19 protein-coding genes are annotated in these 25,359 nt (G+C 74.9%); 7 read left to right on the top strand and 12 right to left on the bottom strand.

What is annotated here, in order from left to right:
- Positions 1 to 8: 8 nt before the first annotated feature.
- Genes ACZ6O2_RS26425 through ACZ6O2_RS26405 form a run of 5 tightly spaced genes read left to right on the top strand, consistent with a single transcriptional unit; the run spans position 9 to position 5,787 of the window.
- Positions 9 to 530 (top strand): phage tail protein, encoded by a 522-nt coding sequence (locus ACZ6O2_RS26425; RefSeq protein WP_350711759.1) that lies wholly within the window; start codon positions 9 to 11, stop codon positions 528 to 530.
- 43 nt (positions 531 to 573) lie between these two features.
- Positions 574 to 1,293 (top strand): hypothetical protein, encoded by a 720-nt coding sequence (locus ACZ6O2_RS26420; RefSeq protein ID WP_350711760.1) that lies wholly within the window; start codon positions 574 to 576, stop codon positions 1,291 to 1,293.
- On the top strand, positions 1,290 to 2,660 hold the full coding sequence (locus tag ACZ6O2_RS26415; protein ID WP_466024724.1) for a hypothetical protein: 1,371 nt from the start codon (positions 1,290 to 1,292) through the stop codon (positions 2,658 to 2,660). The genes ACZ6O2_RS26420 and ACZ6O2_RS26415 overlap by 4 nt, the downstream gene beginning before the upstream one ends.
- Complete coding sequence (locus ACZ6O2_RS26410) at positions 2,657 to 3,913, top strand: Pvc16 family protein (protein WP_466024723.1); 1,257 nt, start codon at positions 2,657 to 2,659, stop codon at positions 3,911 to 3,913. Before ACZ6O2_RS26415 ends, ACZ6O2_RS26410 begins: the two co-directional genes overlap by 4 nt.
- Positions 3,910 to 5,787, top strand: a complete 1,878-nt coding sequence (locus ACZ6O2_RS26405) for an ATP-binding protein (RefSeq protein WP_466024722.1) — start codon at positions 3,910 to 3,912, stop codon at positions 5,785 to 5,787. Before ACZ6O2_RS26410 ends, ACZ6O2_RS26405 begins: the two co-directional genes overlap by 4 nt.
- Positions 5,788 to 5,832: 45 nt before the next feature.
- Here the strand turns inward: ACZ6O2_RS26405 and ACZ6O2_RS26400 are convergent, their stop codons facing one another.
- From ACZ6O2_RS26400 to ACZ6O2_RS26350, 11 genes are all read right to left on the bottom strand, one after another.
- Positions 5,833 to 7,602, bottom strand: a complete 1,770-nt coding sequence (locus tag ACZ6O2_RS26400; RefSeq protein WP_466024721.1) for a WD40 repeat domain-containing protein — start codon at positions 7,600 to 7,602, stop codon at positions 5,833 to 5,835.
- Positions 7,603 to 7,878: 276 nt separating this feature from the next.
- Complete coding sequence (locus ACZ6O2_RS26395) at positions 7,879 to 10,935, bottom strand: DUF6519 domain-containing protein (protein WP_466024720.1); 3,057 nt, start codon at positions 10,933 to 10,935, stop codon at positions 7,879 to 7,881.
- A gap of 5 nt (positions 10,936 to 10,940) precedes the next feature.
- The gene (locus ACZ6O2_RS26390; protein WP_466024719.1) at positions 10,941 to 13,187 is read right to left on the bottom strand and encodes a phage tail protein; all 2,247 of its coding nucleotides are present in this window, start codon (positions 13,185 to 13,187) and stop codon (positions 10,941 to 10,943) included.
- Positions 13,184 to 15,676, bottom strand: coding sequence for a hypothetical protein (locus tag ACZ6O2_RS26385; protein ID WP_466024718.1), 2,493 nt, complete (start codon positions 15,674 to 15,676; stop codon positions 13,184 to 13,186). Before ACZ6O2_RS26385 ends, ACZ6O2_RS26390 begins: the two co-directional genes overlap by 4 nt.
- The gene (locus ACZ6O2_RS26380; RefSeq protein WP_466024717.1) at positions 15,673 to 18,264 is read right to left on the bottom strand and encodes a baseplate J/gp47 family protein; all 2,592 of its coding nucleotides are present in this window, start codon (positions 18,262 to 18,264) and stop codon (positions 15,673 to 15,675) included. Before ACZ6O2_RS26380 ends, ACZ6O2_RS26385 begins: the two co-directional genes overlap by 4 nt.
- Complete coding sequence (locus ACZ6O2_RS26375; RefSeq protein ID WP_350711775.1) at positions 18,261 to 18,635, bottom strand: GPW/gp25 family protein; 375 nt, start codon at positions 18,633 to 18,635, stop codon at positions 18,261 to 18,263. Before ACZ6O2_RS26375 ends, ACZ6O2_RS26380 begins: the two co-directional genes overlap by 4 nt.
- On the bottom strand, positions 18,636 to 18,956 hold the full coding sequence (locus ACZ6O2_RS26370; protein WP_466024716.1) for a hypothetical protein: 321 nt from the start codon (positions 18,954 to 18,956) through the stop codon (positions 18,636 to 18,638).
- Positions 18,953 to 19,450: a phage baseplate assembly protein V gene (locus ACZ6O2_RS26365; RefSeq protein ID WP_350711778.1), complete on the bottom strand. Its 498-nt coding sequence runs from the start codon at positions 19,448 to 19,450 to the stop codon at positions 18,953 to 18,955. Before ACZ6O2_RS26365 ends, ACZ6O2_RS26370 begins: the two co-directional genes overlap by 4 nt.
- A 40-nt stretch (positions 19,451 to 19,490) precedes the next feature.
- The gene (locus ACZ6O2_RS26360; protein ID WP_466024715.1) at positions 19,491 to 20,624 is read right to left on the bottom strand and encodes a hypothetical protein; all 1,134 of its coding nucleotides are present in this window, start codon (positions 20,622 to 20,624) and stop codon (positions 19,491 to 19,493) included.
- Between the two features lies 1 nt (position 20,625).
- Entirely contained in the window at positions 20,626 to 20,892 is a 267-nt protein-coding gene (locus tag ACZ6O2_RS26355) for a hypothetical protein (RefSeq protein WP_466024714.1), read from the bottom strand.
- Positions 20,893 to 20,935: 43 nt separating this feature from the next.
- Positions 20,936 to 21,589, bottom strand: coding sequence for a hypothetical protein (locus ACZ6O2_RS26350; protein ID WP_350711784.1), 654 nt, complete (start codon positions 21,587 to 21,589; stop codon positions 20,936 to 20,938).
- A gap of 207 nt (positions 21,590 to 21,796) precedes the next feature.
- Here ACZ6O2_RS26350 and ACZ6O2_RS26345 point away from each other — a divergent pair, with 207 nt between their 5' ends.
- Positions 21,797 to 22,579 (top strand): AfsR/SARP family transcriptional regulator, encoded by a 783-nt coding sequence (locus ACZ6O2_RS26345; RefSeq protein ID WP_350711786.1) that lies wholly within the window; start codon positions 21,797 to 21,799, stop codon positions 22,577 to 22,579.
- 33 nt (positions 22,580 to 22,612) lie between these two features.
- On the opposite strand, the gene ACZ6O2_RS26340 is transcribed toward ACZ6O2_RS26345, so the two are convergent.
- Positions 22,613 to 23,872: a Gfo/Idh/MocA family protein gene (locus tag ACZ6O2_RS26340; RefSeq protein WP_466024713.1), complete on the bottom strand. Its 1,260-nt coding sequence runs from the start codon at positions 23,870 to 23,872 to the stop codon at positions 22,613 to 22,615.
- 149 nt (positions 23,873 to 24,021) lie between these two features.
- On the opposite strand from ACZ6O2_RS26340, the gene ACZ6O2_RS26335 reads away from it, so the two are divergent.
- Positions 24,022 to 25,263, top strand: coding sequence for an ABC transporter substrate-binding protein (locus tag ACZ6O2_RS26335; protein WP_350711790.1), 1,242 nt, complete (start codon positions 24,022 to 24,024; stop codon positions 25,261 to 25,263).
- Positions 25,264 to 25,359: the final 96 nt, after the last annotated feature.

The following is a 25,359-nucleotide window of genomic DNA, read 5'->3' as shown; positions in this document are numbered from 1 at the left end:
AGGAGAAGATGGCCGAGTTCACGGTCAACCCCACCCGCTTCGACCCGTACAAGAACTTCAAGTTCCGGGTGCGCTGGGAGGGGCGGTATGTGGCCGGGGTGAGCAAGGTGGGCGCCCTCAAACGCACGACGGAGGTCGTGCGCCACCGCCACGGGGGCGACCCCAGCAGCAGCCGCAAGTCGCCCGGCCGCACCGAGTACGAGGCGATCGTGCTCGAGCGGGGCGTCACGCACGACACCGACTTCGAGCAGTGGGCGAACAAGGTCTGGAACTGGGGCTCCGGGCCGGGCTCCGAGACGTCCCTCAAGGACTTCCGCCGCGACATGATCATCGAGGTCTACAACGAGGCCGGACAGCTGGCGATCGCCTACAAGGTGTACCGCTGCTGGGTCTCGGAGTTCCAGGCCCTGCCCGACCTGGACGCCAACGCCAACGCGGTGGCCATTCAGACGATCCGGCTGGAGAACGAGGGCTGGGAACGTGACCAGGCCGTCAGCGAACCCGTCGAGCCGACCCTCGCCGTGTCGTGACGGGCCCCGCGGGCTGCCGACCCTGTCGGGCGAGGGAGGTGTGGTGCGGGTCCTCGCCGAGCCGGCGGTCCTGCTGACCGCGTGGGAGGAGGCGGTCGCCGTCCCGGCCGCCGCGCGTGCCGCCGTACTCGTCCACCGGGCCGGGCTCGCCCCGGACCTGGACGCCGCGCTGGATCTCAGCATCGGGCAGTGCGCCGCCCTGGCGCTGGCCGCCCACGCGGCGGCCTTCGGTCGGGACGTGGACGTCGTGTTTCCCTGCACGTCCTGTGGGGCGCGGCTGGAGGCCGAGCTCCACCTCCCGGATCCGGCCGAGACGGACCCTCGGGCACTCGTCGGCGTCGTCCACCCCGACCGGGTGGACGACCTCACCGTGCACCCCCTGACCATCCGCGACCTGCTCGCCGCCGCCACCGGCGCCGACGGCCGCGCCCTGCTGTTCTCCCGGTGCGTCCGGCGCGCCGACGGCACCTCCGCCGTGCCGACCGAGCTGTCGCCCGCGCAGCGGGAGGCCGTCGACGCCGCCGCCGACCGGCTGGCCGGCTTCGCGGCGCTCGCGCTGCGCATGACATGCCCATCGTGCGGGGACGACGTCCGGGTCGCACTCGATCCGGACGCGCTGCTGTGGGACCAGGTCGACGCCGCCGCGCCCGCGCTGCTGGACGAGGTGGCCACCCTCGCCCGCGCCTTCGGCTGGGACGAGGCCACCGTGCTGGCCCTCTCCCCGGCCCGGCGCGGGGCCTACCTGGAGCGCGCGGCGCGATGAGCGGGTTCTTCGACCGGATGGCCGCCCGGGCCCGGGGCCACGAACCACGGGTGTCGCTGCGCCGCCGGTCCCGGTTCGAAGGCCCCGACACCGCCACCGGGGTCGACTGGCTGTCGCCGGCCGTGGCGGAGACCTCGACGGCCGGCCCCGGACCGGCCGGCCCCGCCCGGCCCGCGCCCGCCGGGGAGCACGTCCCGCGGGTGACGCCACCGCCATCTCCGGTCGACCGGCCGGACCCCGTGACCCCGTACCCGGCGGTCGATTCGCGCAGCACGGCCGACGCGGTGCCGGCTCCGGCCGACCCGGCGGCGGGGCAGGCCGCCGAACGGCCCGGGTTGCCGCCGCCCGCCGCGCCGGCCCCGGCGGTGGTGGGCGAGGAGGCGGCGGCCGTGGCGCCGCCACCGGCCCGGCCCGGCCCCCGACGACCGGCACCCCGGTCACCGGCACCGCGGGTCGCGGCGGACGGACCGTCCGGCCCCCCGGCAGACCCGACCCCTGCCGGGAACGCGACCGGCATCGCCGCCGACGCCACGGACGAGCGTGACGACCACCGTCCGCAGGCGGGCACCGTCCGCGCGGTCGGCACCCCGCTCGCCCCGGTTCCCGAGCCGCCGCTTCCCGCCGGCGGGTCGCCGGGCGGTCCGCCCCGGCGGGGGTCGCCGGGGGACGCGGCGACCCCGGTGGTCGTGCGCCCGGCGGCCACGCCGCCCGCCGGCACCGGTCGGCCGGTCCCCGCCGCACCGGCCGCACCGGCCGGTCCCGCCCTGGTGCCCGGTGACACACCGGAGGCCGGCGCCACCTTCCGGCCTGGCCGGCGCACCTCCCCGGGACCGGCCGGCCCCGGCGGGAGGGACGACGCCGCACCGGTCGGTCCGGGTCGACCGCCGGCGCGCCGCGACCCGTCGGCGACCAACGGCACCCCGACCGCGGGCGCGGCGCGGGACGACACCGTCCCGGACCTGCTCGACCTCGTCCGTGACCACGTCGTGCCGGCACTGCGCGAGCAGGGCGTCGTCGCCGCCGGCGAACGCGTCGACGTCCGGGCCGCCCACCAGCCCGGGACGACGCCGCCCCCGCCGGGCCGGGTGCAGGTCGTGGTGGACCGCCGCCGGGTCACTTCCGCCGCTCCCGCGCCGCCCCCCGACGCGGGGGCCGGCACCGCCGGGCCGGGGGTCGCGGGCGTCCCGGACGGCGCGGAGAGCCACCGCCAGGCGTACGGCGACGGCCGGGCTGCCCGCCGCGACGTCCACGTGCACATCGACCGGGTGGAGGTGATCCGGTCCGCGCCAGCAATCCCGCCCACGCCCCCCGCCACCCCCCGCGCCGACCTCGACAGGTATCTCGCCCGCCGCCGGGAGGACCGATGAGCAACGCCCTGGCGATCGCCGCCGTCACCTCGACCCTGCGGTACGTCCTCGACCGCGCGCTGCAACGCCCGCATCCCGGGCCGGTCGGCGGGGCCAGGGTCACCACCCTGCGTCCGGACCGACTCGGCAGCTCCGCGCTCGTCCAGCCCAAGGGCATCAACCTCTTCCTGTTCCAGGTGACGCCGAACCCCGCCGGCGCTGTCGCGAACCTGCCCACCCGGCGTTCCGACGGGTCGCCGCACCGCCGTCCCGTGTCCGCGCTGAACCTGCACTACCTGGTCACCTGCCACGGGGAGGACCCGTCCCTGGACGGACAGCGGCTGCTCGGCACGGCCGTCACGGCACTCTCCCTGACCCCGGTCCTGACCCGGGAGATCATCAGGGCAGCGGTCGACGCCTACGACGGCGCCGACGAGACGGCCTTCCTCGTGGACACCGACCTCGCCGACCAGATCGAGCCGGTGAAGGTGTCGCCCGCGCCGCTCAGCACGGAGGAGATGTCCCGGCTGTGGTCGGTCTTCCCCCAGACGCCCTACCTGCTGTCCGTGGCCTACCAGGCGACCGTCGTCCTGCTGGAGGCGGTGGCGACGCCGCGCACCGCGCTGCCGGTGGACCGGCGCACCGTGTCCCTGTCCGCCGGGGGCTCACCGCGTCTGGTCACCGTCGGCCCCGAGGTGCCGGGCAGCGCGGTGACCACCGGCAGCGGCGTGGTCCTGCACGGCGTACGCCTGTTGGGCCCGACCACCCAGGTCCGGATCGGGCCTGCCCGGCTCGCCCCGGCGGACGGCGCCACGCCCTCGGCGCTGCGGGTGGTGCTGGACCGGACCGTACCCGCCGGGCGGCACGCCGTGCGGGTGCTGCACCTGACCCGGCCCGACACGTCGGGCGAGCCGTCCCGGGTCGTCGCGTCCTCCAACGCCGGACCGGTCACGGTGGTGCCGGTCGTACGGAACGTCACGGTCGACGCCGAGCGGATCACCCTCGCGGTCGATCCGCCGCTGGTCGCCGGGCAGCGCGCGACGGTGTCGTTGTCGCGCCTGGCGGGTGCCCCCGCATCCGCCCCGGACACGGTGAGCGTCGCGCTGCCGCCGGTCGCCGCGGACGCGGCACCCGTCGCCCGGCTGGACGTGCCCCGGCGGGACGTCCCGGACGGACAGTGGCTGGTGCGCGTCCGGGTGGACGACGTCGAGAGCCTGCCGGAACGCGTCGACGGCGTCTACCGCGCGCCCTCGATCACCCTGCCGGTCCCGTGAGCGCGCCCGACGGCGGGTGGGTGGACGCCAACCGCGACCACCTGGTCGCCGAACTCGACGTGCTGCGACTGGCGGTACGCCCCGACGCCACCCCGGCCGACCACCGGCGGGCCGAGGAGAGGCTGGCCGAGGCGGGCCGGCGGCTGGCCGGACCCGGCACGCTGGACCAGGTGGCGGTCGGGTTCGGCCTGACGCCGTTCGAGCGCGCGGTCCTGCTGCTGGCCGCCGGTCCGGAGCTGGTCTCGGCGGTCGCCGACGAACTCACCACGGCCTGCGGCCGGCCGGCGTTGACCTTCGGCGCGGCGCTGTCCCGGCTGCCCCAGCCGCACTGGAGCGCCCTGGTGCCCTCCGCGCCGTTGCGGGCGTGGGGGCTGCTGCGGCTCGCCGACCCCTCGTCGCCGACCCGCAGCCCGCTGGTGGTCGACGAACGGATCCTGCACCACCTGGCCGGCGCCGGTGACCTCGACGCCGAACTCGCCCGGGTGGCCCGCACCGTCGAGGCCCACCCGGAGCTGCCGGGCCCGTGGCAGGCCGTCGTCGAGCGCCTCGTCGGCGCCTGGGGCCGACGCCGGTCGGTGCTGTTGTGCGGCCCGCAACCGGCGAACCTACGGGTGGTGGCCGCGGTGGCGGCCGAGCGCGCCGGGTCGCGGCTGCTGCTGGTGCCCGCCGTCGACCTGCCGGTGGAGGCGGCCGAGCGGTGGCGGACGCTGCGGCTGATGGCGCGCGAGACGGTGCTGACCGGCTGCGCCTGGGCCGTCGACCTCACCGACGCCGGCCTCCCGGCGGGGGAGGACGCCGCCCGCGTGCTGCCGGGACTGGGCGCGCCGGTCGTGCTGCTCGCCGGTGAGGAGACGGTGTTGCCCGACCACGACCTCGTCCGGTTGACCCTCGCCCGGCTGGACGTCGCCGACCGCCGCCGCGTGTTCGCCGCCGCGCTGCGTCGGGTCGGCGCGCCCGCCGGGGCGGCGGCCGAGGCGGCCGGCGTCTTCGATCTCTCCCTGGCCGACGTCGACACCGCGGCGTCCGACGCCGCCCGGGGCACCCCGCTGTGGCAGGCGTGCCGGGCCCGGGTACGACCGTCCTTCGGCGTGCTGACCCACCTCCGCCAGCCGCGGGCCACCTGGGACGACCTGGTGCTACCGCCGACCCAGCTCGCGCAGTTGCGGGCGCTGACCGCGTCGGTCAGGTTCCGCACCCTGGTCTTCGACGACTGGGGCTTCGCGCGGCGGACGGCCCGGGATCTGGGCACGACCGCGCTCTTCGTCGGCCCGAGCGGGACGGGGAAGAGCCTGGCGGCCGAGGTGGTCGCGGGCGACCTCGGGCTCGACCTGGTCACCGTGGACCTCAGCCAGGTGGTCAGCAAGTACGTCGGCGAGACCGAGAAGAACCTGCGGCGGCTCTTCGCCGCCGCGGAGGACAGCGCGGCGGTCCTGCTCTTCGACGAGGCCGACACGCTCTTCGGCAAGCGCACCGAGGTACGCGACAGCCACGACCGGTACGCCAACCTGGAGGTCGGCTACCTGCTGCACCGGCTGGAGTCCTTCCGGGGACTGGCTGTCCTGACCAGCAACGCCCGTTCCGCGATCGACCACGCGTTCGTCCGGCGGCTCAGGACCGTGGTGACCTTCCCGTACCCGGACGCCGGCATGCGGGAGGCGTTGTGGCGTGCCGCGTTTCCCACGGCGACCCCGGTGGCCGACCTCGATCCGGCGGACCTGGCGCGCGCGGACCTGACCGGCGGCGGCATCGCGGCCGTCGCCCTGTCCGCCGCCTACCTCGCGGCGGGCGAGCAGAGCGCGGTCACGGCCGCACACGTGCGCCTGGCCACCCGATGGGAGTTGGCCAAGTCGGGCCGGTCCGCCGTCGACGGATGACGGATTTCCCGACGGGTCGGTGTCGGGCCCGGGGGCGATCCCCGGTCAGCCGAACTGGACGGCGTCGAGATCGTAGACCCGGGTAGCCTCACCGGAACCCGTCTGGTTGTTGGCGGTGCACCGGGCCGCGAGATGACGCCCGTCCGCACTCCACGACACCGCGAGCGCGGGTGCCGCGCCGAGCCGGAAACGGCGGGCACCCGTCGCGGCCTCGACAACCTGCACCTCCCTGTGCACCACTGCCAGCCATCTGCCGTCGGGGCTGAACACCGCGGGGCCGGACGACTCCACCCGGTACCGCTCGCTGCCGGTGGCGGCGTCGAACACCAAGCCTCCGATGGCGATCAACCGCGAGTCGTGGCTCCACGCGGCGTGGGAGGCGGGGTTGCCCTCGAGCAGCGCGCTGACCTGGTTTCCGGTGCCGGCGTCGAACAGGTACGCACCGTTGTCGGTGCCCACCAGCATCCGCTCGCCGTTTGGGCTCAGCGCGGACGCCCGGACGTTGAACACCTCGGCGGCGCGGGATCGGACGTCACCCGTGCGGCCGTCGTGGACCGACAGGCCGTGCGCCAGCCACCGGTCATCGGCACTCCAGTCGAGACGGCGGTACCAGGGGGCGGGGCAGCCCCAGCGCACCTCCCCGTCCTTGGCGCTGCGGACGCTGATGGACGCGTACTCGTAGCCGCCCGGCGTCCGTATGTACGTCATCAACGCGACCCACTGGCTGCTCGGGCTCCAGGCGTAGGTCACGACGCCGGCACCGAGATCGGTGAATCGGCAGCGTGCGGACCCGTCATCGACACTGACGACAACCGTGCCGTCGGTGAGCCACCGCCCGTTGGGGGAGAACGTCCCGCGGGGCAACCGGCACCGGTTGCCGGTGAACGTCTCATAGACCGCTGCGTCGCTCCACGAACCGGTCGCCACCCACTGCCCGTCGGGGCTGAGGTTGAGCAGTTCCGCTTCGGTGCCGACCTCGTGCAGGCCGATGTGGCAGACCTCCCGCACGGTTTCCATGCTGTAGACGCACACCTGTCCACCGTCACCGGCGGCGACGATCTGTGATCCGACCCGGCTGAACACCACCTCCCGTACCGGCTTGTGCTGCTCGAGTTCGCAGCGTTCGGTGCCGGTCGCGGGGTCGAACATCACCGCCCGGTCGGCGCCCGTGGCCACCCACTTGCCGTCCCTGCTCCAGGCCACGGCGAAGGCCGGTCCACCGTGGGTGTATCCGAACAGCCCGGCGCCGGTGGCCGTCTGGAACACCTGGGTGGTGCCGTCCTCGCCGGCGGTGGCCACCCACTGTCCGTCGGGGCTGAAGGCGACGGCGTTGACGGGGCCGGCGTGGGTGGCGCGGCTGACCTCGTGGCCGTCCGCCATGTCGAAGACCCTGGCTGTCGCGTCGTCACCGCCGGTCGCCAGCCACCTGCCGTCCTCGCTCCAGACGACCATGTTCACCGCGTCGTCAAGCGTCAGGCGGTGCCGCTCGGCTCCGGTCGACGCGTCGTGCACCCGCACGGTGCCGTCGTCGCCGGCGGTGGCGATCCACCGATCGTCGAGACTGAGGGCGACGTCGGCGACCGGGCCGTTGTGCGTGACCCGGAAGCGCTCGGCACCCGTCGCCACCTCGAAGACCCGGGCGGTCTCGTCCTCGCTGGCGGTGGCCATCCACCGGCCGTCGCGGCTGACGACGACGGCGTTCACCGCCTTGTCGTGCCTGACCTGGCCGCGTCGGTCACCCGACGCCGCATCGAACACCTCTGCCGCACCGCGGCCGGCCAGGGCGACGAATCTGCCGTCACCGCTCACCGCCACGTCGTTCACCGTGGCGATCGCCGTCCCCGCGCGATCGAGACGCGTGAGTGTCCGTCCCGTCCCGACGTCGACGATGTCCGTGAACCCACCCTCGTGGGCCGCGACGAACCAACGCCCGTCCGGGCTGCACGCCACGGCACTCACCGGGAAACCCGTTTCGTGTACCGCCACCGTCCTGGCAAACCATTTCATCGAACAAGCTCCTGATCTCTGCTGTCGGGCGGTCGTCGTCTGCGCACACGTCTCGCCAGGCCACTGCGGACACGACGTGGCGGGTCACTTCGTCACCATGAACCACTGGGAGTACTGCTGGCCGTTGTTGACGCGTCGAACCGGACCACCCGCGTTGGTGATCGCCCAGCCCTCGACGACCAGCCTTCCCGGGAGCTTGGCGGGACCGGAGGCCGAGCTCAGCTTGCTCGGCAGCTCGTTCGTCAGCCAGGTGCGCAGCTGCGTGTCGGGGGACCACTGGATCACCCTGGAGGTGGTGGTGGTGATGGTCGCCGCCGTCGTGATCTCGAGGGGCCGCCAGAATCGCAGATTGGCTACGGTGATCCATGGATGCTGCTCGCCGGGGACGGGGAACGGCAGGTCGAAGTAGATGTGGCAGACGGGGTTTCCCACGACGGTGGCGGTGTCGATGTCGGCGTCGAGTTGGATGTGGATGCCCTTGGCGAATTTCGCCGCTGGCACGTCCTGCCCGTTCCGAAGCCCCTCCGGCGTCTCTCCGGCTCCCGCGATGAACGACACGCCGGTGATGGCGATACCGGGCAGGGTCTTCTGCGCGGTGACGGTGACCGGGGCGCGGGTGTCGCCCGGCATGGCCAGGTTCAGGGTGTCGGTGGCCTTGGCGGGGTCGGGTTGCCACCAGAATTCCGCTGCTCCCTGGTCGGAGGTGGTGGCGGTGTCGGTGGCGCCGGGGAAGGTCGCGGGTGGGGTGGTGCCGGTCTTGCGGGCGACGAGGGCGCCGCCGGTGGCGGTGGCGGTGACCTGTTGGTTGGCGACGGGTCCGCAGGGGCTGTCGACGATGACGCGGACGGGTTGGGGGAGGATCTTGTCCTCGGGGCGGAGGTGTTGGCCGTCGCCGCCGAGCAGGCGTAGTTCCTTCCGCTGGGACAGGCGGTTCAGTGCCTCCTTGACGGTGGTGACGCCGTCGAGGGGCGGGCACTGCGCCGGCGGCGTCCACGTGATCGATCCCGCGTCGGTCGCACCTGGCGGCGGGGTGGGCAGGCGTTGCGCGGTGACGGTGACCGGGGCGCGGGGGTCGCCGGGCATGGCCAGGTTCAGGGTGTCGGTGGCCTTGGCGGGGTCGGGTTGCCACCAGAATTCGGCTGCGCCCTTGTCGCTGGTGGTGGTGGTGTCGGTGGCGCCGGGGAAGGTCGCGGGTGGGGTGGTGCCGGTCTTGCGGGCGACGAGGGCGCCGCCGGTGGCGGTGGCGGTGACCTGTTGGTTGGCGACGGGTCCGCAGGGGCTGTCGACGATGACGCGGACGGGTTGGGGGAGGATCTTGTCCTCGGGGCGGAGGTGTTGGCCGTCGCCGCCGAGCAGGCGTAGTTCCTTCCGCTGGGACAGGCGGTCCAGCGCGTCCTTCACCGTGGCGACACCGTCGAGGGTGCCGCAGTTTCCACCTGGTGCCCACCCGACCTCGGACGCCACACTGAGGCGTCCCGTCGCCACGACGGCGGGCGGGGCGGCGGTGGCGACGTCCGGGTCGAGGGCCGCCGTGAGGGTCTGCGCCGTCGCGCCCTGCCGGTCGAGCTTCCAGGTGACCGCGGCGATCCCGTCCCGGTCGGTGGGCACCGGCCCCGACACCGCCGTGCCGTCGGGGGTGGCGAGGACCCCGCCACCCGCGTCGAAGCGCACCCGGGCGCCCTGCACCGGCTGCCCGCTGTTGCGCACCACCACCCGTACCGGTGCGGGAAGCCGCTCACCCGGTCGCGCCTCCTGGCCGTCCCCACCCGCCAGGTCGAGGGTGACCACGTCCCGCGCGACCAGGCTGGAGGTGGGCGGGAAGAGCCGACGGCAGTCGGCGTCGAGGGTCCACCCGTCGGCGGCCCTGGTGAGGACGGCCAGCGCCGCGACGTGGCGGGTCGGGCCGGCCGGCGGGCACGCCTGCGGTGATCCGTCGGCTCCGGTCGGCCAGGTGATGGTGCCGGCGAGGGGGGTCGTCCCGTACACGTGGCGGGCGGTCCGCGCGGGGATCAGCCAATGGTCCCCCGTACGGTAGGCGCCACCGCCGGGAAAGCGCACGACGATGCCGCCCTCCAGGTCCAGCGGTTCGCTGTCGACCGGGCGCGCCGGCCCCTCCCACCGGCGGACCAGGGGCGCCCGGCCGAGCGCGGCGAGCGACTCGGGTCCGGCGGCGGCGAACCGGACCTGGAGCCGCAACCCCTGCGCCGCCGTCACGGTGGCCAGGAATCCGGGGTGGCCGGCGAGTTCCCGCTCGGCGCTGGTGACCTCGATGGTGTCCGCCCGGCGGATCGACAGCTCCTCGTCGCGGCCCTCCCGGTCGAGGACGAGTTCCGCCGACGTGCCGTCGCCGAGCCAGGTGAGCGCGGTGAGCCCGGCGACGACGCTGCCGTTCTCCCGGGACCACAGGAACGTCGGCCGCGCCGGCGACCCGTCGTGGATCTGCACCCGGTAGAGCTGGTTGTCCAACCGGCGGTACGTGCCGTCGGGAACGTGCGGATCCGGGTCCTGGTCGGACTGGCTGTTCCGCAGTGCCGCCGACATCGTGCCCCGGGCCTCCGTGAACCGTCCCGGTCGGCGGACGTCGTCGCAGCCCTCGCCGATCCCGATGTCGGTCAGCCGCACCCGCCAGGCGGTCTGGGCGCGGGTGGTGGTGTCCAGGCCGCCCAGCGCCGGTTCGCGTAGCGACGGTTCCTCGTCGGCGGTGACGTGGTGGGTCCACGTGTCGAGCAGGGCGGCGTACCGCCCGTCGCCCGTCGGTTCCGGTTGCGCGCCGGCCGGACCCCGGGCGTACGGCTGGGCGTCGAGCGGCCAGCCCACGGTGGCGGCACCGCCCGACGGCGGTGGGACCGGCGACTCGACCAGCACGCCGTCGACGTAGTACCGGCCGGGGGTGATCCGCAGGTCCGCCCACGGGGTCGCCTTGGGGTCGGCGCCAGCCCGGTCGACCACGGCGAACCCGGCCCCGTCGGCCGGGCCGGCGCTGGGACCGACGACGTCGCGGGTGCGGATCTCGTCGTGGTAGGCGGTGATCTCCGCCTGCTCGTTCCAGTCGGCGTCGAGCAGGACGCGCCCCTGTTGCAACAGCACCGAGCGGTAGGCGCGCCGCGGCGCGAAGGTCCAGCGGGTGAAATCTCCCTGCATGTGGTTCAGCTCCCGAAGACTCCGAGGTCCAGTCCGGCCGGTGCGTGCGGCGCGAGGTGCTGTCGGGCCGCTGCGCGCCGCAGCGGCCGGCCCAGGTGGTGGTGCACACCCATCTCGGATCCGTCCTCACCACCTTCGGCGAGGACGGTCGGGCAGTCGCGGGCCAGTGCCAGGTACATGGGCGAACCCGGGTCCAACGCGGCGTACACCGGCGGGCCGGCCGTGCCGGTGTCGTCCGGCGGCTGGCAACGGAACCGCTGCGGACCGCGGGAGCCCGGGCCGGCGTAGCAGTAGCGCAGGCAGCCGACCTGCCGGTGCTCGGTGGTGAGGCGCCCGTCGAACAGGCAGTTGCCGGCGTCGACCGACCGCACCGACGCCGTGCCGCGGATGGTGCTGCCCTCGATCGACAGATGCGCGCCGACCGCGGAGAGCGCCACGCCGTCCCCGGTGCCGGTCGCGTCCGCGGCGCACTCGCTCACTGCCAGCAACGGCACGACGGGCGCCAGCCGGACCGACCCGACGACGCTGCGGACCAGGCTCACCCGCAGGTCGCGGTGGCCGCCGGCCGGGTCGTCGGCCACCGTGAGGCGCCCGGTGAGGGTGCACTGGGAGACGGTCAGCGCGGTGAGCGCGCCGGGTGCGACGGTGACGTCACCCTCGACCAGGAAACCGTCCAGCACCAGGCTGCTGCCGGCACCGCCGGTCACCCGCAGGCCGCCGCGCAGGTGCGGCCGCAGGCCGTCGGGCACGTAGACGCCCGGCGTCGGGTGCGGCACGCCCTCCGACCGTCCGCTGTCCGGCCACGCCGCCGCGACCAGCACCAGCCGGGTGGCGGCCGGGATCCGGACGTCCAGGTCGCCGGGGTAGGTGGCGTTGTCCCCGACCGACACCACGTACGTCGCGCCCACCGCCTGACCGGCGTCGGTGCTCCACGCCTGCTCCGCGCGGGCCAGCGCGTCGGTGACCGTCGGGACGGCCAGCACGGAGGCGGTGGCGTCCGAGCACACGGCGACCTGGCCGGCGACCTCCCGGCGACCCCGGTACGGATCGGCGGCGAGCACCCGTGCGTGCACGTCCGAGCGTTCGTAGGTGCCCGCGCCGATGTCGGCCAGGCCCCCGTGGTGGTAGCGGACGAAGACCTCGTCGGGCGCCGCCGCCTGCCCGTCCCGGTAGACCCGCAGCCGGCCCTCGACGGCGTCCACACTCACCTGCGTACCGGCCACCGGGGCCAGCTCCTCCAGGCCGGCGACCCGTAGCCGCTCGGGCGGCAGCGGGTCACCGGTGCGCCCGACCCGCACCCCGATCGGCAGGGTCTCCGGGCCGCCGGCCCCGCCGCGGGCCGCGGTCAGCATGGCCAACAGCCGGCGGGGCCGCAGCGGCACCGGCAGGTGTTCCTCCCGCGTGAGGCGGTCCGCCCCGTCGCCGGCCGGCGACGCGGCGAACAACGGGGTTCGGCGGCCGAGCGGGTCGATCCGGTACTCGTCCCCGACGAGCCGGGCCTGCGACCAGAGCGACGGTCGGGTGCTCCGGTCGGGGTCGCCGGAGCCACCGGCAGGGTCACCGCCGCCCGCCGGGGGACCGACGCGGTAGGTGCGCAGCGGGAAGAGGAACACCCCGACGCGGGCGAGGCCGTGCCGGCCCCGGCCGCCGGCGGTGTCGCGCACCTGCGGGGTACGGGCCAGCGGGTCGAGCGCCCCGCCGGTCGGGTCGATCAGCTCCGGGGCGGGTGGTGTCCGGTCGCGCCGCAGATCGTGCCGGGCACCGACGAGGTCCAACCGGGCCGCGCCGCGCAGCGAGGCGACCGCGGGGCGGTCCGGCCGGACGTCGGCGAGGTGGGCGGTCGTGGTCAGCAGCCGGAAGTACTCGACGGCGACGGCCGGCCAGCCGGAGGCGTCCCGGGCGACCTGCTCCAGCACCGTGAGGGTGCCCTTGCGCCGGTGCCGGGAGACGGCGTTGGCGACCAGGGCCCTGCGGTTGCCGTCGACGCCGGGGCCGGCCGGCAGCGGCTCCGCCAGGCCCACCAGGTCGGCGAGGTGGGGCAACGTCCGGTCGGTGCAGGTCTCCGCGAACCAGTCGTCGTAGAGGTCCGCCAGGTCGCCTTCCAGCACGTCCAGGTCGACGGCGACCGCGGACAGCAGCGCCCGCAGGACGCCTCCCGCCTGCTCGTCCAGGCCGCGCAGGTGGTCGGGGAGCAGGGCCAGCAACCGCTCGGTCGTCCCGGTGGCCTCGGGGGCTCCGATGGGTACGTTCACCGCGCCATCGCCTCGATCCGTACCTCGTCCGGAACCAGGTGCGGCAGCTGAGCCGGCCGGATCTGCCGGCCGTCCCAGTGGGCCGGCAGCGGCACCAGCAGGTCGTCAGCGGTGCCGGTCGGGTTCGCTGGGCCGACCGGCACCAGACGCGGCATCGTGCACGCGACGACGCCGGCGACGGCGCGGACGACCATCAGCACCGCCGACGCCGTGACCGGGGCGTCGAAGTCGGTCTGCGCGGCGCCGAACCGCCGTCGCAGCGCCGCGGCCACCTCGTCACGGACCACGGGCCACCGGTGGCCGGGGTCGGGCTGCACCTCGACGCGCACCCCGAACCGCACCACGTCCGCGCAGCGCAGGAGCAGCGGCGGCTCCGGCGGGCGGCGCCCGGCCAGCGCGGCGGCGAGGTCGGCCAGCAGACCGTCGCTGACGGGGGCCGCCCCGACCCCGACCAGCGAGAGGACGATCCGGTCCCGGTGGCCGTCCGAAACCAGGTCGGCGCGGGCACCACCGACTCCGGCGAAGCCGCGCGCCAGGTCGGCGTGGTCGGCCACGGACACGGCCCGGTCGAGCACGCGGGTCCGCACCGGGACGGTGCGCCGGGTGTCGGCGAGCGACTCCGGTGGCCCCCAGTCGTGGGAGGGAGCCGGGTTGGTCACCTCGCGGATGCCGAGCGGTCGCCGCAACAGCAGGCTGACCTGGCCGGCGTCCACCGCGCCGTCGGCTCCCATCCCCACCCGGTAGGTCGCGACGAGGTTCTCGACCCCGGTCGGCGGTCGCGCCCCCTTGACCCCGTCGCCGAAGACCACGACGGCCGTGCCGTCGGCGTTCTCCCGCACCAGGTAGACCCGATCCTGCGGCCCCGCCGTGGCCAGCGACGGCACCTGCGTCCACGCCACGCCGTTCACCTCGAGGGCGAACGTGCTGACCGCGCCCTGCGCCGTGGGTGCCCGTACGTGGGTGAGCGGGCCCCGCCGGGTGGCCACCTGGGCGAACGGGCTCTGCCCGTCCCCGCTGCCGAGCACCTGGGTGACGGTCTCGCCGTGGTCGGCGGTGACCACGTTGCCCAGGACCCGCACGCTGTCCGGGGCGTACGTGCCGACGAGTTCGCGGTCGAACACGACGCTCATCCGCCGGCCGTCGGGCCGGACCTCGCAGCCGAGGATCGTGGCGGTTTCGACCCGTTCGGTGCCGGTGGCCAGGTCGAAGCCCCGCAGCTGGACGAGGCGACCGGGGGGCGGTGTCGGGTCGGTGGGCACGAGGTCCACCTCCCGGCCGGCGACCGGAACGGTCCGGGGACGCCACCGGGCGGGCAGTTCCACCGGTAGGTAGTGCACCAGGGTCCTGCGACGGTCGAACGGCGGCGGCGGTCGGTTGTCGGTGGTGATCCGCACCCGGGTGATCCGACCGCTGATGCCGTACCCGGTGGCGGCGGAGGGGACCACGGACACCGCGCGGTAGACCGCGCGGAGCCCGGGCTGCTCCAGCAGCAGCAGGGAGCCGGGCAGCAGCCGAGGGTGGTCGCCGTCGAGTTCGAGCACGTCGGCGGCGTCCGCGAACACGTCCGAGTTGTCCCGCCGGCCGTTGCCGGCGTCCGCCGGCGCACCGCCGAGCAGAGCCGCGTCCGGCGCGTTCCAGCCGAAGAGCGGGCTGTTCTCGCTGAGGACGTGCACCGTGGCCTCCCCGGCGGGGGCGGGATCGTCGGGGGCCGGATCGTCGGGGTCGTCGCGCGGCTCCTCGCGTGGGAGCAGCTCCAGCCGGGTCCAGCCCGGGTGCCCGTCGGGATCGGTGGCGACGGCGGCCACCACCCGGACCTCGTGCTGCGGGGGGTCGGCGTCCGCCGCCGGCCGCCCGCCGTCCGTGACCGGTGGGTCGGCGACGAGCAGCACCGGGTCGCCCGGGCGTACGTCCGCAGCGGCGCCGGAAACCCACAGCTCGGTCGCTCCGAAGGACGGCCGTTGCGGCTCGGTCGCCACAGCGGGTATCTCGTTCCACACCGTCTGGGCATCGAGCGTGCTGTCCGTCTCGAAGACCTGGGGCTGCTGACCCTGGCGTGGAACGGTCTGCACGGGGGTGCCCGGCGGCACCGTGACGACGGCCGGCACGCCCGGGGCGTCCTCCACGTCGAATGCCAGCTCGACCTGCGCGGACACGCCGGGCGCCAGTTCGTGCCCGAAGGCCCGGGCCAGTTCCCGCACCGACCGGGGCTCGGTCGCGGTACGCAGAAAGCCCTCCCGCGCGATGCGGGCGGTGTAGAAGGCGACAGTGTCCGAGACCACCGACCAGCTGTCCAGCAACGCGATCAGCGGGTCCTCGGCGGGTCGTCGGGCCAGCGCGCGTACCGGTGCGGGCTGCGACTCGTCCGCCAGCTTGGCCCGCATCCGCGCCAGGGCCGCGGCGTGGCTGGACGAGGGCTGGCGGAGTTCGACCGGGTCGGGCCCTCCGGAGCCCGGCGGGCAGGTGGCCCCGGCCCCGCGCGTTCCGGTCACGAGCCACCCCGCAGCACCACGTCGAGGCAGCCCCCGTCCGGTGTGTCCGGGGTGCTGCCGCAGCGCAGCACCTCCCCGCCGTCGGCGTCGAGGCGGCCCCGGGCGATCGCCGCGAGCATCTCGGCGTCGCCGGCACCGCGCCGGCCGAACCGCTCGACCCGCACCGAGGTGACCGCGGGGACGGACATGGCCGCGGCGACCAGGTCGCTCAGGAACAGGGTCCGTGTCACCGACAGGTTCTCCGGGTGCAGCGGACCGCGACCGCCGTCGGGGAGCAGTCGGGCGGTCAGCATCTCCCGTACCTGCCGTTCGGTCGCCGACCGGGGCTGTCCGGGCGCCAGGCAGCACACCAGACGGATGTCGAGCGGCACCGTCACGACCGGCGCGAGCGCGACGTCCACGCCGGCCATCCGTCTCGTCTCCAGCCTGCGGGCCACCCGGGCGAGGACCGCGCGGTCCGCCGCCGCGGTCGGGGCGGGTTGCACGGTGACCTGCTCGACGTACCACGAGCCCACCCATCGCCGTCGGGCCACCGCCCGCCGCACCGCGCGGTCCTCGACCGCGCAGGCCGCGTGGTCCGCGGACGTCACGGCGCGGAGCTGCCGGCCGATGGCGTACGGCGCCAGCTCCCGGACCTCCGCCAGGGGTTGCGGGTCCGTGCCGCCGGCGGCCGGCAGGGGATTGGTGACGACCGCCGGCGGCCCCGACCCGGCGCCGGGTGTCTGGCGGAGTCTGCGCAGGACGTCGACTCCCACGTTGCCGCGGGTGCCACCACCGAGGCGGTACCGGGCGGCGAAGGCGGTCCCGGGGTGGGGACGCAGCCCGCCGGGGCGGCCGCCGAAGCGCAGCACGGTCCATCCGTCCGGTTCCGGTTCCACCACGAACACCGGGGCGGTCGGCCCACTGCTGAGCAGGTCGGCGCGCGGCCACCACGCCCGTACGCCGTCGTGCAGGCTCACCTGGGCCACGGCGCGGGTCGGATCGGGGCGCAGCGCGGCCGTGGCGCTCTCCCAGCCGGCGGTGTCGCCGCTGCCGTCGACGGGGACGGGGCCGGTCGGGTCGGCCCAGGCGAGGCCGGGGTGCGGCAGCTGCGGCCGGTAGTCGCCGCGCGGCGGCACCCGGGGCGGATCGAGGTCGGCGTGGGTGGTCAGCCCGTGGTCGGCGAGTACGACGTTGGCCAGGGCGACCGCCGTCACCTCCGACCCGGCCGGGCCGGGCCGGGAGACCCGCAGCGGCCCGGGCAGCGCGTCGTCGGTGTGCCAGCGCAGCTCCAGCACGCTCGGGCAGGCGGCGAGGCGATCGGTGTGCCGTACCGGGTCGGCGTTCAGGCGTACCGCGTACCGCCGGGTGGGGTCGGCTGCGGTCAGGCCGGCCAGCGGGTCGGCGGTCAGGTCGGCGGCCGGGTCGGACTCGGCGAGGACGACGACGTCGCCGGCGCGCAGCTCCGGCTCGACGCCGGCTGGCACGCGGACGAAGGCCGAGGTGGCGCCGGCCGGCAGGTGGTGCCCGGGGGTCCCCCAGTCGTGCAGGTCCAGACGGTTGCGGGCCGGTGTGAGGCGGATCGGCGAGCAGGTCTCGAAGACGACCGGTTCGTCGTCGGGCGACTGCCCGGCGGCCGGGTCGACCGCGCTGCCGGCAGCCGCGCTGGCGTCCGTGACGGCGGTGCCGGCCGGCAGCAGGACGGTCGTGCCGGTGGCGAACGCGAGCCAGGTGCGGGCGGCGCATCCTTCGTGCACGCGGTAGTCGATGAGTCGCGCGTGCCGGCGCACCGAGGTGCGTCGCCGTGCGGTGCCCAGGTACGCCTCGCCGGCGATGGCGTCCTGCCGGTAGGCCAGCCGGTCCCCGAGGTAGGCGAACAGCTCCAGCAGGGTGACGCCGATGTCGGCCGGTGACCGGTCGGTCCAGGCGGGCAGCAGCACCGCCATCCGGTCCAGCAGTCTGGTCCGCAGCGCCTGGTAGTCCCGGGCGAGGTAGTCCGGCAGGGGAGACCCGGCGGGTGCCGGCGGGTCGGCGTCGGCGGGTGGGCGGCAGTCGACCGTGGCCGGGCCGTCGACGGCGAACCGGAAGGACACCCGCGTGAGCGGTTCGTCGAACTCCGCGGTGGCCGGGCCGAGCAGCCGCAGCACGTACGCCGAGTCGTCACCGCCGGTCGAGGTGCGCACGACGAGGACCCTGGATCGGGACGCCTCCGGTATCGCGGCGCCCACCAGCGCCCGGTCGCCCCGCGTGACGCCGGGGGGCGGGTCGTCCTGTGCCGAGGCGCCGACGACGGCGGTGGCCGGGTACGCCCACTCGACCGGCACGGGGTCGGCACGCACCCCGCCCGTGATCACCACCTGAGGGTCGCCCGGCCCGGTGCCCAGCCCCTCGGGGACCGACCCCCGGAGCAGGTGCACCGCGAGGGTCCGGCGCTGGGGGGCGTCGGGAACGTGGTCGGGCGCGTCCGCCCGGTTCGCCAGCACCTCGACGAAGTCGATGCCGTCGAGGGCGGGCGCGTCCCGGCTTGCCACCAGCGCCAGCCGGATGTCGCGGTCGATCCGGATGTCGGGCGGGTCGGTCGTCGCCAGTGGCTCGTGCGTGGTGGTCATCCCGCCTCCGGCCGGGTGAGGCGGACGACCCGGGGCTCGCCGACGGCGGTCCCGTGGCGCAGCGGGGCGTAGACGATCAGCACCGTCAGGACGGCGTCGACGGTCTCGACCGTGACCTGTTCGACCCGGATGAGGTCGCCGAGCCACCGTTGCAGCGCGGCCTGCACCAGGGCGTGTGTGGTACGCGCCAGTTCGTCGCCGCCGGGGGCGAAGACCAGCCGGTCCACGCCGGCGCCGAAGTCGGGCCGGTTCACCCGTTCCCCGTACCGGGTGAACAGCACCGTCTCGACCAGGCCCCGCAGGTACTCGTCGTCGTCGACGGCGCTCAGCCGGCCGTGCCGGTCGAGGCGCAGGGGGAAGCCCAGGTGCACTCAGACCACCCGGACCCGGTTCTGCGTCGTCAGGACCAGCAGCGGCGCGCCGGTGGGGACGCAGGTCGCGGTGCCTCCCTGCACGACCAGTGGCCGGCCGAGGCTGAGCACCCGGGCGCTGCCCGTCGTCCACGCGGCGGCGACGCACGGGCCGCCGGCGCTGGCGGGCAGGGGACAACCAGCGACCGTCCAGGTTCCGGTCAGGGCGTAGGTGACCCGGCCGGACACGGTGACCCTGGGGTTCGGGGCCGTCGACAGTGCCTCGCCGCCGTGCGCGCAGCGGACCGTGGCCCCCTGTTGGACGACGAATCGGGACGTCACTTCACCTCCAGTGCGCCGTTGTTCACCGAGACCGAGGCGGGGGTCAACTTCACGCTGGCGGCGCCGATCGACAGCTCGATGCCCGCCGCCGTGCAGGAGATCCTCATGGTCGTGGTGGTCACCGGCCGGCCGACCTCGATCGTCAGGCCGCCGAGCCTCGGCACGTCGCTCAGCGTGATCGAGACCCCTTCGGTCTTCCAGGTCCTGACGAGAGGATTGGCGGGGGCGACCGGCGCTTCCCCGACCGCCCAGAAGCACCCGGCGAGAATCGGCAGGTCCGGGTCGCCGGCCTCGAACTCGACCCAGACGTGCGCCCCGACCGGCGGCACCGCGAACAGGCCGACGCCCCGGCCGGCGTACGGGACGCAAGGCTCCGCCCAGCAGTGGCGGGTCTCGCCCAGCACCGCCGGCACGCTGACCTGGACACGCCCGCGACCCAGCGGGTCCTGGTTCGCGGTGACCCGTCCGCGGTACTTGCCGTAGAACGGGGTCATCGCCGCCCCGCCCACTCGGCCCGGCCCGGTGCCCCGGCGGTCACGGGCGCACCGCCGGAGCCAGCGACCCGTAGCCGTCGCGGGCCAGCGTGAACCGTTGCGTGTAGAAGCCCGGCCCCAACTCGTGGTCGACCCGGCGGACGTACCACAGGCCGTCGTGGGACCAGCCCGCGCCGCGTACCCCCACCACGGCTCGCGGGCGCAGCACGTCGCCGTAGCGCGCCCCGTCCAGCTCGCCCTCGGCGGTGACCGCGTCGACGCCGCGGTCGACCTCCGCCTGGGCGCGGCCCAGGCCGGCGACCGGGCTGACGCCGCTGAGCCGGATCCGGCGCCGCCGGATCGAGCCCTGGTGCGCGGCCCACAACGGGCGGGCGGCCAGCGGCGGGCGGGTGCTGACGGCGGCGGCCAGTGGCAGTCGCGTTCCGCTGCGGGGTTCCTGGAGGTCGCCGTCCACCGCCACCACCGACAGCGCGTCGGTCCGGAACCGCAGGGACCGTACGTTCGCCTCGGAGCCGGGCCCGGCGGTCAGGGCACGCTGCGGTGCTCCGGAACGTACCGGTCCCCAGTAGAAGGTGCTCGTGCCCGGCACCGGTCCGGGGCGGACGTGCGCGACGTAGCCGTGCTGGCGGGCCAGCGCCGTCAGGTGCGCGAGGTCGGTGCCGTGCTGGGTCGGCACCCGCTCGACGGGCAGCGGCGGGTCGGCGGTGCGTGGTGGCACCACGTCGGCGGCGATGCCGTCGACGGCGTAGCGGGCGAGGATCGCGTGCACCTGCTGGTAGTGGTCGAGCCCCGGGTGGTCGGTGTCGACCTCCTCCCGGTCGAGCAGGTAGGAGACGTCCTCGCCGAGAACGGTGAGGGTGGTGGCGGCCGTCTCCGCGCCGGGGGTGAAGTCGACGGAGGTCACGATCCCGTCGACCAGCACCCGCGACACGGCCCCGAACGTCACGACCACGCACACCCGGGCGAACGGCGTGATCGGCGCCCGTTGCAGCACGGGCGTGTCCAGGGCGGCGCCCGGGCCGGACCGTCCGGCGTCGAAGGTGAGCGTGAAGCCGGAGCGGTCGTCCTCGCGTTCGCTGACCACGACCGAACGCAGGCGGGAGGTGAGTTCCGGCGGCAGCGGTACGGGCAGGACGGGTCCGGCGAAGACCCGCAGCAGAGTCGATGCCGGCATGTCACATCCCCGGCATGGGGATGACCAGCAGGCGGCCTTCGGCGCCCGGGGCGACCAGCTCGTCGGGATCGAGCGCGGCGTTGGCGTCGGCGATCTGCCAGAACGCCAACGGATCGCCGAGGTGCCGGTGGCTGAGCAGGTCGAGCCGGTCGCCGGAGACCACCTGGTGCACCGCGACGGCGCGGGCGGCCGGCAGGACCGGCAGGAGCCGGGTGCGCAGGCACGCGACGGCGCGCCGACCGCCGACGTCGTCCGGCACCGTGGTCACGGTCGTCTCCACGTCGTCGTACCGACCCGTTCCGCCCAGCACGTCAGGCCCCCGGCAGACCACTCGACGCCGCCGCGGCGCCCGTGCGGCCCACGCCCGCCATGAGTTCCTTCGCCACCTGGTGCACGAGGAAGAGCGCGTAGCCGGGGTCTGTCACCGGCAGGTCGTGGTACGAGAGCACCCGGGCGGACAGGTCGACGGAGGCTCTCGTGGGGAACAGTTCGGGGTCGAACGCCTGCTCGACGATGCTGATGCCCTCGATCCGCACCGGGAGGGCCCGGCCCGGACCCCAGACCAGCAAAGTCAGCGGGCCCTGCGCCGGCAGGATCTCTATCGCGCCGGTGAGCAGCAGCGCCGCGTTCTCGATCATCCGGCTGCTGGGAGGATAGAGCAGCAGCTCCAGTGCGGCGAGGTGCGGCATGACGCCCATCGCCGCGGCGACCTCGTCGCCGTTGGCGAGCTGGTCCGCCGCGTCGACCTCGAGGGTCAGTGAGATGGTCTCCACCGGGGCCCCGGAGAGACGGTGCGGGTCGGCCGGGCCGGCGGCGGGCGAGTCCGGGCCGCCGCGCGGGCGGACCGTCCGCGTGACCTGGTCAGGGTTGTACTGGAAGACGATGGGCCGGGTTGCCGGGGCGCCCAGGTCGACCGCGACGACGGCACCGTGCAGGGTGCGCGGACTCCCCGGGAAGCTGGTCATGGGCGCCAGCATGAGCCCCGGTCATCAACCGCTCGTCACGACCGCGTCACACCGGCGGGTGGAGGCCGGGTGTCGCCCGCGGCGCGTGGCGCCGCAGGGTGGCCCGGTCGAGGTTCCGGGTAACCGCCGACCGAGGGGACGCTTGTCGGATATAAAGTGCGTTATCTCCGGTTTGGCCGGGAATTATCCGAGTTGAGGAGTTGGCGCATGCCGCACAGCCTGGTCGATCGCGCCGTCGGCGGGCCGGGCGCACGGCGGAGCGCCGGGGCCGTTCCGCCGTCGCCGGTCTCGGTCACCCTGTTCGGCTGTTTCCGCCTGGTCGTCGGGGGCGAGGACGTCGCGCTGCCCCTCGGGGTGCAACGGCTGGTCGCGCTGCTCGCCCTGCGCGGGCGGGCGGGCCGCAGCCGGCTGGCAGGCCAGCTCTGGCCCGACACCGAGGAGGACCGGGCGCTGGCGAGCCTGCGGACCGCCATGTGGCGCGCCAACCGGGCCGTTCCCGGTCTCGTGGCGGGCGTCGGGCCGTCCCTGGACCTCGGCCCCGCCGTGACCGTGGACGTCCGTGACCTGGTGCGCGTGGCCCGACGGCTGACCGAGGGGGGCCGGCCGGGGCCCGAGGCGATGACCTGCCTGCCGGACAACGACGCCGAGCTCCTCCCCGACTGGGACGACGAGTGGCTCGTCGACGAGCGGGAGCGGATGCGGCAACTGTGCCTGCACGTCCAGGAGGCCTTCGCCGACCACCTGGCGGCCGAAGGGCACTTCGGTCTGGCGCTGGAGGTGGCGTTCGCCGTGCTCCGCCACGACGCCCTGCGGGAGAGCGCCCACCGGTCGGTCATCCGGATCCATCTGGCCGAGGGCAACGTCAGCGAGGCGCGACGGGCGTACGCCACCTGCCAACGGGTGCTGCGGCAGGAACTGGGCATCCCGCCGAGCCCGGCGACAGCGCGCATGCTGGCGCTGCCGCCGGACCGTGGCGTGCTCAGGGCGTAGGAGGAGGCACCGGGGGCGTGCGGCGCCCCCGGGTCAGCCGGCGGGCGCGAGTGCCACCGGGGCGCCGCCGGCGAGCCGGCTGCGTTCGGCGGCGAACGCCATCCGGTGGCTGTCCAGGGACTCCTGCGGACCCGAGCGCATCCGGGACCGGTCGCCGGTGGCCACCGCCTCCACGAAGGCCGCCATCAGCGCCATGTCGCCGCCGCCGTGACCGGAGCCGGCGTCCGCTCCGCCGCCCCGGGTGTCGGTGGTGACGGTCTCGCCCGTGACGAAGTCGGTGACGGCGACCTGTTCGCCGTCGCCCTCCAGGTAGCCGTGGGTGCCCATGATCCGGGTGCGCCGGTGCCCGCCGGGGGTGAAGGCGCTCATGGTGAGGGTGGCGGTCGCGCCGCCGGCGAACGAGACGGTCACGCTCTGGTGGTCGGCGACGTCGTTCCCGCCGCCGTAGACGCACCGGCCGTACGGTCCGTCGCGGAGCGCGGCGGCCACACCCTCCTCGGTCAGGTCGCGGGTCACCACCGCCAGCGGCCACTCGTGCCGGTCGGAATCCGCGAGACAGGCGCGGTAGAAGCGGGCGGCCGAGTACGGGCAGGTCGACTCGACCCGGCAGTCGAGGCAGCGGTCGGCGGCGCCGCGCGGCCGGTTGCCGGGGTGGAAGTGGTGCAGCGCGCCGACGCTGCTGACCCGCGTCGGGGTGTCGTCGACGACGTAGCGCAGCCAGTCCAGGTCGTGGCAGCACTTGGCGAGCAGGCTGCTGGAGGAGTCCTCGGCGCGGCGCCAGTTGCCGCGGACGTAGGAGTGCGCGAAGTGCCACCAGCCGACCGGCTCCAGGTGCTCCACGCCGACGATCCGGCCCAGCGCCCCGCTGTCGACGTACCGCTTCACCGCGTCGGTGTAGCGGGTGTAGCGCAGCACGTGGCAGACGGCGAGCAGCACGCCGGTGCGCTCGGCCGCCGCGGCGACGGCCTGGCACTCGGCCTCGCTGGGTGCGATCGGCTTCTCCAGCAGGACGTGGTAGCCGAGGTCGGCGAGGCGGACGGCCGGTTCGGCGTGCTCCCGGTCCGGGGTGGCGAGGACGACGGCGTCGGCCAGTCGGGGTTGCGCGGCGAGGTCCTGCCATGATTCGAACGACGCGGACGCCGCGACGCCGTGGGCGTCGGCGAGCGCGGTGCGGTGGGCGAGCCGCGGGTCGGCGACCGCGACGACGCGGGCCCGCTCGGGGTGGCGCAGTGCGTATCCGGCGTACGTGCTGCCGCGGTTGCCGGCGCCGACGACGGCGAGGGTGACGGTCATCGGAGTCCTTCGCTATTACGGTTCTGGATCGATCTGTCCAGGTATTCACACGAACAGTAACGATGTGACCTCGGTGCATACGGGCTCTAGTATCGGCCCGGACCGTAAGTTAATGTACTGCGAACCTGACTCCCCCGGAAGGATGCGAGATGCGTGTTCGGAAGAGCCTGTCGGCCGTGGCGGTGGCGACCGTCGCCGCGCTCGCGGCTACGGGTTGTGGCGGTTCCGGCTCCGGTGACTCCGGCAAGGCGACCGTGACAATGTGGACATATCCGGCTATCTTCGACGAGGCGAAGCACCGCGCGCACTGGGACGAGACCATCAAGGCGTTCCAGGCGACCAACCCCGATATCAACGTCAAGGTCGAGATCTTCCCCTGGGCCAACCGCGACCAGGCGCTCGCCACCGCGATCGCGGGCAACAAGGGGCCGGACGTCGTCTACCTGATCCCCGACCAGCTGCCCAAGTACGCCCGCAACATCGAGCCCGTCGACAAGTACCTCGACGAGGCGACCAAGAGCGACCTGCACGCGAACGTGGTGCAGTCGGTGACCATCGACGGCAAGATGATGGGCGCCCCGATCCTCACCAGCGCCTCCACGCCGATCTGCAACAAGAAGGTCTTCGCGGCCGTCGGCGAGACGAACTACCCGACGAGCTGGAACGACCTGCTCACCCTGGCCCCGAAGTTCAAGGCCAAGGGCTACGACATCATCACGTACGCCGGTGATGCCAAGCAGACCCTGAACCAGACCTTCTACCCGCTGCTCTGGCAGGCCGGCGGCGACGTGTTCAGCCCGGACGGCAAGTCGGTCGCGTTCAACAGCGACGCCGGCAAGAAGGCGCTGAACTTCCTCAAGCAGCTCGTCGACGGCGGCTACGTCGACAAGTCCATGCTCACCACCGTCCCGCCGATCGAGCAGACCCGCGTCGCGCAGAACAAGGTCGCCTGCAGCTGGTACACGCCGGTCGCCGAGATCGAGAAGTTCTGGGGCAAGGAGAACATCCAGGTCATCCCGCACCTCACCGAGACCAAGCAGATCGGCTACGGCACCGTCGGCTCGCTGTCGATGCTGAAGACCTCCAAGGACAAGGAGGCGGCCGGCAAGTGGCTGGCCTTCGCCACCAACGCCGAGAACACCAAGAAGTACGACATCGGTGCCAGCCTCTTCTCTCCCCGGAAGTCCAGCGGTCCGCTGTACGCCAGTGACCCCGTCCTCGGGGAGCAGGAGAAGCACGTGGCCACCAGCACGGTCGGCCCGCTGCACGAGAAGGCCCGCGACGTCCAGGGCGTCCTCTCCCCGGAGATCCAGGCCGCCCTGCTCGGCAAGAAGTCCGTGGACCAGGCGCTCGAGGACGCGGCGAAGGCCGCCACTCCGCTGCTCGGCTAGTGCCGGCGGGGGGGGGGGGGGGGGGGGGGGGGGGGGGGGGGGGGGGGGGGGGGGGGGGGGGGGGGGGGGGGGGGGGGGGGGGGGGGGGGGGGGGGG

The organism is Micromonospora sp. NPDC048040 (assembly GCF_055587185.1).
The sequence above is the reverse complement of the archived record's forward strand: the minus strand, read 5'-3'. Positions and strand labels throughout refer to the sequence as shown.

Coding starts and splice junctions, on each gene's coding strand:
- ACZ6O2_RS26425 (WP_350711759.1), top strand. CDS start 9: ATGGCCGAGTTCACGGTCAACCCCACCCGCTTCGACCCGTACAAGAAC.
- ACZ6O2_RS26415 (WP_466024724.1), top strand. CDS start 1,290: ATGAGCGGGTTCTTCGACCGGATGGCCGCCCGGGCCCGGGGCCACGAA.
- ACZ6O2_RS26410 (WP_466024723.1), top strand. CDS start 2,657: ATGAGCAACGCCCTGGCGATCGCCGCCGTCACCTCGACCCTGCGGTAC.
- ACZ6O2_RS26395 (WP_466024720.1), bottom strand. CDS start 10,935: ATGCAGGGAGATTTCACCCGCTGGACCTTCGCGCCGCGGCGCGCCTAC.
- ACZ6O2_RS26380 (WP_466024717.1), bottom strand. CDS start 18,264: ATGACCACCACGCACGAGCCACTGGCGACGACCGACCCGCCCGACATC.
- ACZ6O2_RS26365 (WP_350711778.1), bottom strand. CDS start 19,450: ATGACCCCGTTCTACGGCAAGTACCGCGGACGGGTCACCGCGAACCAG.
- ACZ6O2_RS26360 (WP_466024715.1), bottom strand. CDS start 20,624: ATGCCGGCATCGACTCTGCTGCGGGTCTTCGCCGGACCCGTCCTGCCC.
- ACZ6O2_RS26350 (WP_350711784.1), bottom strand. CDS start 21,589: ATGACCAGCTTCCCGGGGAGTCCGCGCACCCTGCACGGTGCCGTCGTC.
- ACZ6O2_RS26345 (WP_350711786.1), top strand. CDS start 21,797: ATGCCGCACAGCCTGGTCGATCGCGCCGTCGGCGGGCCGGGCGCACGG.
- ACZ6O2_RS26340 (WP_466024713.1), bottom strand. CDS start 23,872: ATGACCGTCACCCTCGCCGTCGTCGGCGCCGGCAACCGCGGCAGCACG.
- ACZ6O2_RS26335 (WP_350711790.1), top strand. CDS start 24,022: ATGCGTGTTCGGAAGAGCCTGTCGGCCGTGGCGGTGGCGACCGTCGCC.